Source organism: Sphingobacterium corticis (genome assembly GCF_042684745.1).
GTDB classification, from domain to species: Bacteria; Bacteroidota; Bacteroidia; order Sphingobacteriales; family Sphingobacteriaceae; genus Sphingobacterium; species Sphingobacterium corticis.
On sequence record NZ_JBHUMA010000004.1, the window covers coordinates 1 to 13,777 of the forward strand.

The 13,777-nt window shown below is 42.3% G+C and carries 15 protein-coding genes; 5 read left to right on the forward strand and 10 right to left on the reverse strand.

Going from position 1 to position 13,777, the window contains the following annotated elements:
• Nucleotides 1-118 precede the first annotated feature (118 nt).
• The 6 genes from ACFSQ3_RS01100 to spt are packed head-to-tail and all read right to left on the reverse strand — an operon-like array spanning nt 119 to nt 4,778.
• Nucleotides 119-295: a hypothetical protein gene (locus ACFSQ3_RS01100; protein ID WP_380866751.1), complete on the reverse strand. Its 177-nt coding sequence runs from the start codon at nt 293-295 to the stop codon at nt 119-121.
• A gap of 54 nt (nt 296-349) precedes the next feature.
• Nucleotides 350-751 carry a GtrA family protein gene (locus tag ACFSQ3_RS01105; RefSeq protein WP_380866753.1) on the reverse strand — a complete coding sequence of 134 codons (402 nt, stop codon included), beginning with the start codon at nt 749-751 and terminating at the stop codon, nt 350-352.
• 17 nt (nt 752-768) lie between these two features.
• On the reverse strand, nt 769-1,434 hold the full coding sequence (locus tag ACFSQ3_RS01110; protein WP_380866754.1) for a CDP-alcohol phosphatidyltransferase family protein: 666 nt from the start codon (nt 1,432-1,434) through the stop codon (nt 769-771).
• 10 nt (nt 1,435-1,444) lie between these two features.
• Nucleotides 1,445-2,446, reverse strand: coding sequence for an NAD-dependent epimerase/dehydratase family protein (locus ACFSQ3_RS01115; protein WP_380866756.1), 1,002 nt, complete (start codon nt 2,444-2,446; stop codon nt 1,445-1,447).
• Entirely contained in the window at nt 2,443-3,564 is a 1,122-nt protein-coding gene (locus ACFSQ3_RS01120; RefSeq protein WP_380866758.1) for a hypothetical protein, read from the reverse strand. The genes ACFSQ3_RS01115 and ACFSQ3_RS01120 overlap by 4 nt, the downstream gene beginning before the upstream one ends.
• A 14-nt stretch (nt 3,565-3,578) precedes the next feature.
• The gene (gene spt / locus ACFSQ3_RS01125; protein ID WP_380866759.1) at nt 3,579-4,778 is read right to left on the reverse strand and encodes a serine palmitoyltransferase; all 1,200 of its coding nucleotides are present in this window, start codon (nt 4,776-4,778) and stop codon (nt 3,579-3,581) included.
• Nucleotides 4,779-5,082: 304 nt separating this feature from the next.
• Here spt and smpB point away from each other — a divergent pair, with 304 nt between their 5' ends.
• Nucleotides 5,083-5,538: an SsrA-binding protein SmpB gene (gene smpB / locus ACFSQ3_RS01130; protein ID WP_380866761.1), complete on the forward strand. Its 456-nt coding sequence runs from the start codon at nt 5,083-5,085 to the stop codon at nt 5,536-5,538.
• 18 nt (nt 5,539-5,556) lie between these two features.
• On the opposite strand, the gene ACFSQ3_RS01135 is transcribed toward smpB, so the two are convergent.
• Nucleotides 5,557-6,474, reverse strand: coding sequence for a helix-turn-helix domain-containing protein (locus tag ACFSQ3_RS01135; RefSeq protein ID WP_380866763.1), 918 nt, complete (start codon nt 6,472-6,474; stop codon nt 5,557-5,559).
• Nucleotides 6,475-6,670: 196 nt separating this feature from the next.
• Between ACFSQ3_RS01135 and ACFSQ3_RS01140 the strand changes: the two genes are divergently transcribed.
• The 3 genes from ACFSQ3_RS01140 to ACFSQ3_RS01150 all read left to right on the forward strand — a co-directional run bounded on the left by ACFSQ3_RS01140 (nt 6,671) and on the right by ACFSQ3_RS01150 (nt 9,785).
• On the forward strand, nt 6,671-8,173 hold the full coding sequence (locus ACFSQ3_RS01140; RefSeq protein WP_380866764.1) for an aldehyde dehydrogenase family protein: 1,503 nt from the start codon (nt 6,671-6,673) through the stop codon (nt 8,171-8,173).
• Between the two features lie 84 nt (nt 8,174-8,257).
• Nucleotides 8,258-9,289 (forward strand): alcohol dehydrogenase AdhP, encoded by a 1,032-nt coding sequence (gene adhP / locus ACFSQ3_RS01145; protein ID WP_380866766.1) that lies wholly within the window; start codon nt 8,258-8,260, stop codon nt 9,287-9,289.
• Between the two features lie 121 nt (nt 9,290-9,410).
• Complete coding sequence (locus tag ACFSQ3_RS01150) at nt 9,411-9,785, forward strand: DUF779 domain-containing protein (RefSeq protein WP_380866767.1); 375 nt, start codon at nt 9,411-9,413, stop codon at nt 9,783-9,785.
• A 21-nt stretch (nt 9,786-9,806) separates the two neighbouring features.
• On the opposite strand, the gene ACFSQ3_RS01155 is transcribed toward ACFSQ3_RS01150, so the two are convergent.
• The 3 genes from ACFSQ3_RS01155 to ACFSQ3_RS01165 form a co-directional block, all read right to left on the reverse strand.
• Nucleotides 9,807-10,211: an acyl-CoA thioesterase gene (locus ACFSQ3_RS01155; RefSeq protein WP_449329216.1), complete on the reverse strand. Its 405-nt coding sequence runs from the start codon at nt 10,209-10,211 to the stop codon at nt 9,807-9,809.
• Nucleotides 10,212-10,289: 78 nt separating this feature from the next.
• Nucleotides 10,290-12,095 carry a MutS-related protein gene (locus tag ACFSQ3_RS01160; RefSeq protein WP_380866770.1) on the reverse strand — a complete coding sequence of 602 codons (1,806 nt, stop codon included), beginning with the start codon at nt 12,093-12,095 and terminating at the stop codon, nt 10,290-10,292.
• Between the two features lie 59 nt (nt 12,096-12,154).
• Complete coding sequence (locus tag ACFSQ3_RS01165) at nt 12,155-12,811, reverse strand: protein-L-isoaspartate(D-aspartate) O-methyltransferase (protein ID WP_380868452.1); 657 nt, start codon at nt 12,809-12,811, stop codon at nt 12,155-12,157.
• 143 nt (nt 12,812-12,954) lie between these two features.
• On the opposite strand from ACFSQ3_RS01165, the gene ACFSQ3_RS01170 reads away from it, so the two are divergent.
• On the forward strand, nt 12,955-13,770 hold the full coding sequence (locus ACFSQ3_RS01170) for a penicillin-binding transpeptidase domain-containing protein (RefSeq protein ID WP_380866772.1): 816 nt from the start codon (nt 12,955-12,957) through the stop codon (nt 13,768-13,770).
• Nucleotides 13,771-13,777: the final 7 nt, after the last annotated feature.

Below are 13,777 nucleotides of genomic sequence, written 5' to 3' on the forward strand. Positions count from 1 at the left end.
CGCCGCATCGCGCTTTGGCATCTTATGTTTTACTCTTGCGAGCTTAACCTTTCATTTTGTTTTCCCTTCCTCTCGGTTGGGATTGCAAAGGTAGGAAACTTTTCTGATCTTGCAAATTTTATTTGAAAATAATTTTGAAGATCTTTCCCTTCTGAATCCAGTCGTTTTCTAAGCCTATAGCCCCAAAAACTCCCTTTTTCCATTCTCTCACTACCGTTCCTCCCTTGCGGAGTGGTGCAAAGGTAGAAACCTTTTTCATTCCCGCAAAACCTTTTTTGCTTTTTGCTGTTACCAAAGCGCTAAAGCGCTGTAAAGCAAGGAGATTTTTTTACAGAGAAAATCAAGCTCATTATTCTTCGCTGGCTCCTTTACGGAAAACCCAATATTTCTGCAGCATAAAATTGAACCCTAAAGAAACAATTAATTCCACCATTAAGCGTGTAATACGATAATCAATTCCTGTAATATCGGTCAATAAAGGTGTCCCCTGCGATTTCAAAAAGATGCTTCCAATCACTACTAAAACAAATTTCCACAGCTGATCGCCGATAGCAGTTCGATCATCTTTGAAAGTCCAATATCGATTTATGGAAAAATTAATTACCGCACCTATCGATCCGGAGATTACGATGGATGTACTGACGGGCAGTGAAAACATTTCTACACCACAAATCATGATCAAATAATCGACCATCCCTCCTACAAATGCGGAAAGTTGTGCTTTTAGAAATTGTTTAACGCCTTTAGCCATGGATTACCCTAGTAATTCTAGACGTTTTTCTTTTCTAGCGCATCGCGCTCGTCACCTAACGCCAATAACTTTTTGGTATCAACCCAGTTGATCACAAATAACGCAGCGCATATCAAAAATACCGAGTAAAGAATGCTTCCCGGCACGAAGATTTCCAACATAATCACGCCACAAAGCACAACGCGCACTTCGGTCGGTCCCAATAGCCCCGCATCGATCGTATACTTGTCGGTGATTTTATAACGAAGTTGACTAATAATCATCGCCCAACCGTATAATGCTACCAATAGAAATCCCATGATTTCATATTCGGACTCAACATATAAGTGAAAACCCAAACCAATCAATACCGTACTGATCCAATCCATAACGATGTCAAGCGCAAAGCCATACCACTTTCTGGATTTATTGCGATAGTAGGCAATACGACCGTCCAGGGAATCTCCAAACCATTGGATAAAAAAACCAACCATCGAAAGCCACAAAAAATGAATCGTGAAATAGTTCGCCAAAACAAAACTGGCAAAAATCACGATGGAACCAAACAATCCAATTGCCGTAAGTCCATCCGAGGTAATCCATTGCGGAATACGCGGAACTAAATAACTGATAAATTTCTGTTCAGGAACGCTCAGTATGTTTGTACGCTTTCTGTCTGCAAATAGCTTTTTATTCGTTTCCATAGTTTGTGTGTCATAACCAACGGTGTTCCTTGTACCAAGCCAAAGTTTCCGTTAGTCCCGCCTCCAAATCATGCTGGGGCGTAAATTCTAAATTGTGTTTTATTTTCGAGATATCGCAAGCCCAATTGCCCGCGGTTAGCTCATGCAGTCTTTCCGGATAAATAACCGGTGTTTTTTTCGACGATCGATACAACCATTCCGACCATTCCGCAACGCGTTTCACGATACCGAAAGGCACGTGCATACGAAACATCCGTTTCTGCGTTACCGACTTAAAAATATCAGCCATCTGATAACGATTGTAGACATTTCCGTCGGTTACGTTATACGTTTCTAGATTCGGCGTATTCATGGTAATGCTTCTCACCAACAAATCTGCCAGATCTTTCACGTAGATAAAGCTCAATGATTGTGCTCCCCGCCCGATGTAAGCGTCAACCCCTTTGTTCAGCGTTTGAAAGAGTATAAAAAGATCTTTCTCGCGCGGACCATAAACTGCTGTCGGACGAAAAATACTAATGGGCTTATCTGAAAAACGTTCTTTTACCAACAACTCCATCTTCATCTTACTACGACCGTAGACTGTGACAGGTTGATAAGGAGTTTCCTCTGTGATATAAAACGAAGGATCGTAAGCGCGCGGACCTACGGCGGCCAAGCTGCTTACAATGTGAATATGTTTTGGTGGAGTTTCTAAGGAAAATGCAGCGCTTAGAAGATTGAGTGTATAATCGACATTGACGGCGATCATATCCGATTCTCGCTTCGCTTTGGTTAGCGCAGCAGCATGAATAATATAATCGTAGCTTTCCGCTTGCAAAGCAGCTGAAAGCGCTGGAACATTTGTAAAATCTGGGAAAATGAAATGATCGACAAACTGCTCAATATCCTTTACGTTGCTGGATTTGCGAATGGCAGCATGTACTTCGAAACCCGCATTCTTTGCCGTTCGAACCAGGTGGTATCCGACGAATCCGCTTGCACCGGTTATTAACAGCTTTAGTGGCATCATACTGCTTTTTCGAACAAGCGATAACGCTTGTACAACGTTCCATTGATTTGCTCAATGGCGTTGTTCATCAAGTAATTTTTATCCAACATCCAAGAACATTCAGCTCCTAAAAGATTATTTTTCTTACCATTCCTGATAATACGGCCGTATAAACAAGCCTCAATACCGAGTTTGCGATAAGGTTCCAAAACACCCAACATCAATACGCGGATCGTGTCAATATTCTTGCGACCAAATAATAATTTAAAAATACCTGTCGGCAATAAGCGACCACGTTTGATTTTGATCTGCACTTGGTTGATATCTGGAACCCCCAAAGCAAAGGCGATGATTTTCCCATCTTTTTCCGCAAGAATCGCGTACTCTGGATCGACAATCATTTTTAAATCTTTCGCCGTATGATTGAACTCATCGTCGGTCATCGGAACGAAACCTAAATTTTTGTCCCAAGCACTATTATATACAGCCTTTATTTTGGCCGCCTCATTTTTAAAATCCTTCAGATTGATTTGACGGAGCGTAATGCCCGAGCGCTTTAAGCGCTCTTCCAATCGATCCATTAAATCCAGCGCACGACCGCTAACCGTTTCCGTATGCACGAAATAGGCACGAAGATCTTCTTTTTTGGCAAAGCCGTAATTGGTAATCAAATCTTCGTAATACGGATAATTGTAAGTCATCATCGCCACGGGCGGACGATCGAATCCTTCCACCAAAAGACCGCAAGTATCATTTGTCGTTAGGTTAATCGGACCAACGATTTGTGTTCCGCCTTTTTCTTTCACCCAAGTATTCACCTGATCGAACAAGGCATTCGCCACATCCTGATCGTTCATACAATCAAAAAAACCGAAATGACCTTCCGTAGCATGAACAAATGCGTTGTGGTTATTATTCCAAATCGCTACAATGCGTCCCGAAAGCACACCGTCTTTGTAAGCTAAGAAAGGTTGCGCCGAAGAATGCTTGTAAAATGGATGTTTATCTGGCGAAAGTAAATCCTGTTGCCCTAAGAAAAGCTCTGGCACGTAGTTTTTATCTCCCTTATACAGATCATGTGGAAAATCGATAAAAAGCGCCAATTGCTTTTTGCTGGTTACAGGAACAATTTTAATCATCAGATAGGTTATTATTAGCTCAACATTTCTACGTCAGCTGCTTTGAAGATTTTAGACATCTTCTCAACCGCCTCATCGATTTGATCAAAAGTATGCGTAGCCATCAAGGAGAATCTGATTAAAGATTCCTCCGCAGGTACAGCTGGAGATACTACCGGATTGACGAAAACACCATCTTCCTGTAGCGTTTTAGTTACCCAAAACGTTTTCTCATTATCTCGTATAAATATCGGCAAGATGGGACTTTGTGTATCGCCCAAATCAAAACCATTATCTATTAGCAATTGCTTAGCATAGTGGGTATTCTTCCACAATTTTTCGATATGCTCAGGTTCGGATTGGATAATCTCCAATGCTTTTAATGTACAAGCAACCGACGCCGGCGTCATACTCGCACTGAACATTAATGAACGCGCCTTATGTTTCAAGTACTCGATAACATCTGCATCTGCAGCAATAAATCCACCTAAAGAAGCCAACGATTTACTGAACGTTCCCATAATCAAATCAACCTGATCGGTCAATCCAAAATGATCAGCAGTTCCCGCACCAAGGTGTCCGATAACGCCTAAACTGTGTGCATCATCTACCATTACGGCAGCGTCATAATCTTCCGCAACACGAACCAATTCTGGCAAGTTGACGATATCGCCTTCCATGCTGAAAATACCATCCGTAGCAATCATTTTCAAGCTATCTTCCGGCAAACGGGAAAGCTTCGCGCGCAAATCAGCCATATCGTTGTGCGCGTATTTAATCACTTTAGAGAACGACAAACGACTACCATCAATAATGGAAGCGTGGTTACGATCATCCAATAACAAATAATCGTTGCGACCAGTTAAACAAGATAACGGGCCTAAATTGGATTGAAAACCTGTACTAAATAGAATAGCCGCTTCTTTCCCTGTGTAAGCTGCCAAACGTTCTTCTAATTCAATGTGAATATCCAAAGTTCCATTAAGAAATCGGGATCCAGCACAGCCACTTCCATATTTCTCCAACGCAGCCTGACCGGCTTCGACAATTCGTTGATCCGTGGTTAATCCAAGATAAGAATTGGAACCAAACATCAACACGCGCTTACCATCAATCAAAACCTCGGTATCTTGTCGAGATTGGATTGGACGAAAAAACGCATACAATCCTTTTGATTTCAAATAATCGACTTCTGTAAATTGCGATATTCTACCGCTCAACTTTCCTTTGCTCATTCTCTTTAATGTGCTATTTACTATCACGCACTAGTGTTATACTTTTTGAACATTCGGATGCAAATGTCAGAATTTACTGCAAATGTAAAACATTTTATAGCAAATATGACCGTACAAAGATGAATGCACAAAAAAGAACTGGTCCATTAGGGTGGCAAAGGTACATAACTCGACTAAATAAAATCACATACAATGCCACATAAATATCAAAAAATTAATCCAATTTTAACACAAAAACATATTTTTTTTGGTTTCAATTGTCACATCGTAATTTGTAGTTTTGCAGATTAATAGTTTGAATAATATGGCTATCGCTTCACGCATCAACATAAAAAACAAAAGGGCAACATTTGAATATCACATTCTCGACACCTACGTCGCAGGTTTGGGATTGCTCGGAACGGAAATTAAATCCATCCGAGAAGGCAAAGCCAACATCAACGATAGTTTTTGTGCTTTTTTCGAAGACGGCTTATACATTCGTAATATGCACATCGCCGAATATTCTTTTGGATCGTTCTACAACCACGAAGCGAAACGCGATCGCAAATTATTATTGACGAAGCGTGAATTGAAAAAATTGAAAGATAAAGGTGAGGAAAAGGGTTTTACCATCGTTCCTCTGAAGATTTTCATCAATGAGCGCGGATTTGCCAAGGTAGAAATTGCACTTGCACAAGGTAAAAAGGATTTCGACAAACGCGATACCATTAAAGAAAGAGAATCGAAAAGGGAATTGGATCGTGCGATGAAACGTTAATGTCGATTCTGCACCTTCTTATCGAATTCCAAACTTTACTGCATAAGCGCCGGGCGTATAACCGATTCGCTTTTTAAACAAGCGGACAAAATAGTTCACATCGTTAAAACCTACCGCGTAACCCACTTCCTTCACGCTTATTCCACTTTCCAAGAATCTTTTGGCAGCGATAATACGTTCTTGAATGACGTATTCCATCGGACTCACCCCCAACTGCACCTTAAATTCGCGGAATAATGCCGATCGGCTCATGTTAGCTTTGCGGCTTAGCAGATCAACATTTAGATCACTCGAAATATGCTCTCTAATAAATTGCTGCAAATAATTTAGTACAGATTTTTGGCTATTTCGAGTATCGGTCAACGATGAAAGATTTTGGTTCTGCAACGTGCGAATCAATAATTCGCGAATCGTCAGATCAGCCAACGGTTCTTTGAAACGATCGTTACTGAACATGAGTTTAAACAACTTGTTATTCAAATAACGTGTTTCGGCATCATGCTGAAAATGGAATCGCTCCCAACGAAAATGCCAATCATCACTTCCTTCACTCAACGGCACTTTATCATTCAGATAAAAAAGCACATCATCCAATTTACTTCGCGAAATGGTCAAGGCAGCACATTGCGTAGGTTCGTCGCTATTTGCTTCCGGAAAATCGATATGCATCGCCTTGTTCTCCGGCAGCACCAAGGTTTCGCCGGGAAAGTAATCAAATGAAGCCACACCTTCCAAATGCATCACTTTTTTGCCTTGCAACATATTAACCAGAACAACATCTTGGAATTGTAACGGCACAGCATGAGCTCGTTCGTACGTTTCGAACACATTGAACTCAAAACTATTGAAGGTCATCACACGTCGGTTTTCTACCAAGGTCGATAACTGATTTGCCTTTGAGAAGGGCAAAATATCTAATGCAAATTTATTCACCATAAGGATTCATTTTGCGTGCCGATCTATTCCAAATTTACTAAAATTCTGACAAGATTAACAACACACATCTTTGAGAAGAGTTGTCACAATAATGCTATTTATAAAGACGATAATGCTAATCATCGGAGAGCGAAAACGGTACATTTGGATAACATTGTCCAACACAATGAGTCAATAAAACTAAATTTTTGATGATATGAGCTTACTAGAAAGACCATCGTTCAAAGAACGATATGACAATTACATTGGTGGAAAATTCGTCGCGCCGACGCAAGGCGAATATTTTGACAACATCTCCCCTATTGATGGAAAAGTGTACACGCAAGTAGCACATTCCACAAAAGAAGATTTAGATCTTGCCGTGGAGGCTGCTGCCGAAGCATTCAAAACCTGGGGAAAAACCTCCGCCACAGAGCGCAGTGTTTTATTAAACAAGATTGCTGATCGTTTAGAGGAAAACTTGGAATATCTTGCTGCGGCGGAAACCGTCGACAATGGAAAAGCGGTTCGCGAAACCTTGAACGCAGATTTGCCCTTAGCTATCGATCACTTCCGTTATTTCGCGGGCGTGATTCGTGCAGAAGAAGGCAGTGCGACGGAATTGGACGCGGATACCTTATCGCTAATTATCCACGAACCGCTGGGCGTGGTGGCACAAATTATTCCTTGGAATTTCCCGATTTTAATGGCGGTTTGGAAACTTGCTCCGGCGCTTGCTGCAGGATGTACTGTGGTGCTTAAACCGGCAGAAAGTACGCCAACATCCATTTTGGTTTTAATTGAGGTGATTGAAGATTTGCTGCCCGCTGGCGTAGTAAACATTGTAAACGGATTTGGTTCCGAACTCGGTCGCGCTTTAGTTACGCACCCGAAAGTTTCCAAAGCCGCTTTTACGGGATCCACCGCAACAGGTCGCTTAGTAATGCAATACGCAACGGAAAACATCATTCCCGTAACCTTAGAATTGGGTGGCAAATCGCCAAACGTGTTCTTTAACTCTGTGATGGATCATGATGATGCGTATTTAGATAAAGCGATTGAAGGCGCAGTGTTGTTCGCCTTGAACCAAGGTGAAATTTGTACTTGTCCTTCACGTATTTTGGTACAGGAAGATATTGCCGACAAATTTATCGCGAAGGTTATCGACCGCGTTAATCAAATCAAAGTAGGAAACCCACTGGACAGCGATGTGATGATGGGTGCACAAGCTTCCAAAATTCAGAAAGATAAAATCCTTTCCTACATCAAACTAGGCCAAGAAGAAGGTGCAGAATTGCTTACCGGAGGAGAAGTAAACCACGTTGGCGACGACTTAAACGAAGGTTATTACATCCAGCCAACTGTCTTCAAGGGCCACAATAAAATGCGTATTTTCCAAGAAGAGATTTTCGGCCCCGTAGTTTCCGTGACCACATTCAAAACAGAAGAAGAAGCGATCGAAATTGCAAATGATACCATTTACGGATTGGGAGCAGGCGTTTGGACACGCGATGCGCACCAACTGTACACCGTTCCGCGTGCTATTCAAGCTGGACGCGTTTGGGTAAACCAATATCACTCCTATCCTGCCGGCGCACCATTTGGTGGCTACAAACAATCCGGTATTGGTCGCGAAAACCACAAAATGATGCTTGGCCATTATCGCCAGACAAAAAATATGTTGATTTCATACAGTAAAGAGAAACTCGGATTCTTTTAACCAAACTAGCCAAACGGCGATCAATTCAATCGGGTCGCCGTTTTGGCTTTAATCAGCAAAAGTAATCCAATAAAATACAAAACGATGTTACCAAACACGATGCAGGCTGCTGTAGTCCGGGACTTCGGCAAGCCATTGAACATGGAGGAGGTCGAGGTAAAAAGACCGGGAAGAAATCAAATTCTAGTAAAAGTGGTGGCAAGCGGTGTTTGCCATACCGATTTACATGCTATTGATGGCGATTGGCCGGTAAAACCGAAAATGCCATTGATTCCGGGGCACGAAGCGGTTGGATTTGTTGCTGCCGTTGGCGAAGGCGTAAACAATGTCAAAGAAGGCGACGCGGTGGGTGTGCCTTGGCTGTATAGCGCTTGTGGCTGTTGCGATCATTGTATTACCGGCTGGGAAACACTTTGCGAAACGCAGCAAAATGGTGGTTATAGTGTGGATGGTGGATTCGCAGAATACGTATTGGCGGATGCACGCTATGTCGGACATTTGGCTTCGAACACCAATTTCATTGAAATGGCTCCCATCCTTTGTGCTGGCGTTACGGTATATAAAGGTTTGAAAGAAACCGAAACGAAACCTGGAGAATGGGTGGCAATTTCCGGAATCGGCGGTTTAGGCCACGTCGCTGTGCAATATGCGAAAGCAATGGGCATGCACGTTGCGGCCATCGATATCGCCGACGATAAGTTAGCGCTAGCGAAACGGTTAGGTGCGGATATTACGGTGAATGCGAAAGAAAACGATCCAGGAACTTTTCTACAAAAGGAGATCGGCGGTGCGCATGGTGCATTGATTACAGCCGTTTCACCAATTGCCTTTAAACAAGGTATTGAAGTACTTCGCCGAAAAGGAACGATAGCATTAAATGGTTTGCCTCCGGGAAGTTTCGATCTTCCGATTTTTGAAACCGTGCTGAAGCGCATTACCGTTCGTGGCTCTATCGTCGGAACGCGAAAAGATTTGCAGGAAGCGATTGAATTTGCAAACGAAGGAAAAGTGAAAGCAAACGTAACGACAGCAAAACTCAGCGAAGTCAATACGGTGCTGGATCAATTGAAAAAAGGACAAGTCGAAGGCCGTATCGTTTTCGATATGACGAACTAAGCTTTAATAAATCAACACGCGCTTGCTTACCTAAGATCAAAAATCGATCGACCGTAAGTAAGCGCTATAATTATAGGCATGGAATTGGATGCTTGTATAAAAATAAAGAAAGGATGATGCGATGACAGAACGATTAGATGCTACGGAAGATGCGCTAACATTGATTGGAGAATTAGCGGAAAAACATGGCGATTTGATGTTTTATCAGGCTGGAGGATGCTGTGAAGGTACACAGCCCCAATGTTTCGAAAAAGGCGGTTATTTTCCACGAATGAATGATGCGATGATTGGCTTGATTAATGGCTATGAATTTTGGATCGATCGCGATTTATTCGAATATTGGCAATTTGCACATTTCACGCTTGATGTTGTGGACGGATTTGGGCCGGGCGGCTTTTCCTTAGAAACGCCATTAGGCAAAACATTCAAAGTGCATTATCGACTATTTTCGGAAACAGAATTGGCCGATTTGAGTTCCGTAAAGCGAAGTATTTAGCAAATTAAGCGGGCGCTCCATTTATCCTTCCACATCCAAACCTTGCAGTACAGGAATGGGATTCTTGTCGTCGTCCAACGCGACGAAAGTAAATGATCCTTGAATCGCTAATTCCCGACCATCTTCGTACATACTTTCCAAAAAGATTTGCACGCGCACTTTCACACTCGTATTCCCGACTTTTTCTACGCGACCTACGGCTTCCACAATGCTTCCTGCCGGAATCGCTTTGTTGAAATCAATTTTATCGGTGGAAACGGTGACCAATCGTTTGCGACAAAATCGTGTGGCCGCCATAAAACTTACTTCATCCATAATCGCCAAGGCTTTCCCGCCAAACAGCGTGTCGTGGTGATTGGTAACGTATGGGAAAACAGTGATGCAAACGCGTGTTTCGGATTGGTCGATTCGTTCAGCAATAGTCACGGTTGATTTTTGTTCAGGTGTTTGTATGGTATCCATTTTATCTCCGCAACAAATATACACAAATGTTGCTTTTCAGCATTATGCATCCACCTCAACACCAATACCACGCAACAGCATGGACGCATTGAAGATTTTGCATTCTCCGGATTTCAGTTTATAATCAAACAACATTTCTCCATCTTGAATCTGAATATCAAAATGGTAATTGGCCAAATCGTTCGGGTATTCGTCGGAAAGTTTGGACAATTGCAGATCGTGTGTAGCCACCATTCCTTTACCGTCCAAAGCAATCAGCTTCTTAATGACCGCTTTCGATCCCAAATATTTATCCACGGAATTGGTACCTCGCAACATTTCATCGATCAGGAAAAAGCTATCTTTTGCCACCTCAACTACGCCTAAAATAAACTTCATTCGATCGAGCTCCGCTTTAAAGGTGGATGTACTTTCATTCAAATCATCTTTGATGCGCATGTAGGTCACCAATTTATAAATGGGCAATTGCAGATATTTCGCGCAAACCACCGATCCCGCGTACGCCAAGACGGCATTGATACCAATGGTTCTTAGAAAGGTACTTTTCCCGGCCATATTCGAACCGGTAATCAGTGCAACACGATGCGCATTTGCATCATACGTATTTGCCACCGACCTATTGGAAATAATCAGCGGATGTTCGATGTCTTTCGTAACAATTCTTCCATTTTGCGCATCATCCAAAATTTCCGGGAACGACCAACCCGATTGATTATATGCTAAAACGCCCAATGACAAAAGTGCTTCGAAATCCGCCATCACGGTAAAAGCTTCGAGCGTATCGCCCGCATAATCCTTCTTCCAATTCACAATGGCTTGCACCTGCCTAAAATCCCACAACATAAACATATTAAGGATTGCGCCGACCAACATATTATTACGTACATCCAACTTATCGATCAACTTTCCCAACTGATTCAACGCTTCGGAAAGCGGCGTATCACTTTTTGTTTTAAGTTGCTGCTGCAAATGCTGATTCCGTTTTGCTTGAAAATCACGCTTTTCAATCGCTTCAATCGCGCCGCTATAAGCGATCATGATCGCTCCGATCTTATCAATTCTATTCGAAAAAACCGAAACTTTTCCACCCAAAGCTAATGTCCACAACAAATGCGCAATAGCGAGCATCAGCACATAACTCATAATCGATTCCACAGCGATGGAATATACGATACCGCCGATAAGCAAAAATGGCGCTATGCGCGTATAAATCTGCATAAACTTATTTCCAAACGACAAATGCTTGTCATTAAAATACGCGGAAAGATATGCTCGTAAATTGGTCTTCGATTTAAGATTAAATAATAATTTCGTCTGCAATTGCTGGTTGAAAGAAGAATCCTCGGCGAATTCGCGAACAGCTTCTTGTCGTTCCATGATGGTGTTGCGATCCGCAGCCTTGTCCAACCATTGCGCCAGCGCATCGTTGCCATCTTGTGTTGCGCATCGATTAATCTTGGCGAACAACGAATGTGCACCGAAAATGTCCAAATCGGAGGAATAAGGATGCTTGCCGTTGGCATAAGCTGTGCCATCGGAATACATATTTTCGCCACCTTCCAAAATACGCGCTTCGTTTTCATTGATTTGAAGAAAAGCTTGCTTCTCATCGCGCTGCCGCTCCAATTTGGCTTGCTGAAAAACCAGATAAAGGAACACAACCACAACAGCGATAGCGCATAGCAACACATACGCTACATTTTCCGTTTGGAAAAGCATAAATAAGGCCGCGCCGCCAAGAAGGATAACAGCTAAACGCAATAAACTCGTCGTGTTGACGCGCTTAGTGAGTACGGAAATTTCTGAAAGTGTTTTGGATATATTATTCGAATATAATGTATTGGACACGACGTGAATTTTGCTTGAACAATGGTTTCTAATGATCGAAACGCATTATTGGCAAAAAATTACCACGCCTGATCACCGACCAAAGGTACGAAACGAAATGTATCCAATTCAATGCGTTCGAAATCATTCTCACCGACCCGCAGAATGGTTACCATTTTTTGTTGCTTTTCGTCGCCCACAGGAATGACCAATAATCCGCCGTACTTCAGTTGCTTCAACATAATTTCCGGCACCAAAGGTGCGCCGGCTGTTACAATAATCTTATCGTAAGGTGCATGCTCCGCAATTCCCTTAGATCCGTCGCCGTAAAAGAAATTTGCTTGATAGCCCATGTATGGAAGTACCATTTTGGTTCGGTTGAACAGATTTTCTTGGCGCTCAATGGTGAACACGTTTGCTCCCAACTCTAAAAGAACACAAGTTTGATATCCCGATCCGGTACCAATCTCCAGTATCTTATCGCCTTTGCGCACATGCAATAGCTCCGATTGATACGCTACGGTATAAGGTTGTGAAATCGTCTGTCCATCGCCAATTGGAAAGGCAATATCTCGGTAAGCTTGATTCCAAAACGTTTCATCGAAGAAAAAATGACGAGGAATTTTTCCAATCGCCGTAAGGACGCGCTGATCTTGTATTCCACGTTTTTCCAGCTGTTTTACCAACTGCTTTCGCGCTCCTTTTTCTCGGTAATTATCGATGAATTTGTAGGCCATTTCCTCCAAAATTAACATTGTTAAATCACATTCGAGCAGATTAATTGCAAAACGTTGTACACGAGCCGAGTTACAATAAATGGTAGCAAAATGCGTAAAATAGCTATTAATTTACATAGATTTACCGCTAAACATCTTAGATAATGCGATATATAAATCTTCTTTTTTGTTTGGTATGTAACGTTTTTCTTTTTCAGTCGGCTGATGCACAAACTGCTACATCTGCCCGTTATCAGCAGGCATTCGAGTCGATCTTAAAGCAACATCAGCTCGCTGGATCAATCAGTATACTAGACGCACAAAAAGACAGTTTGTACACAAATAATGTCAAAGCGCTAGATCAAGGACATTTGCCAGCATCTACATTCAAAATTCCAAATAGCATTATTGCCTTAGAAACTGGCGTGATGAAAGACGAAAACACGATTTTGCTATGGGATGGAGAACCCAGAAGTAACATTAATTGGGAAAAAGATTTGACGTTGCAACAAGCGTTTCGCCTATCCTGCGTTCCGTGTTACCAGCAGATTGCTAAATCCGTCGGGGTAGCACGCATGCAAGAAAAGTTGACTACGATCGGTTACCCGAAAATCAATATCAACGAAGATAACTTAACTAAATTTTGGTTGGTTGGCGAAGCCAAAATAACACCACGCCAACAAATTAAATTTCTGCGCGAATTCTTCGAGCGGAAAATGTCGATAAGCGACAACACGTATCAAACGATGCTGCGTATCATGGAAATCGAAAACACATCCACCCATACGTTTTCTGGAAAAACAGGATGGAGCACTGACCACGGCGACAACGGTTGGTTTGTCGGCTACCTTATGCGCGGAAAGGATATGTATTATTTCGCAATAAACGTAGAACCGAAGGATCCTGACGCACTGGAACAATTTCTTACCGATCGCGAGCGCGTTGCAAGAGAAGCGCTGGCCACAATGCAACTTTTATAAAAGCCCT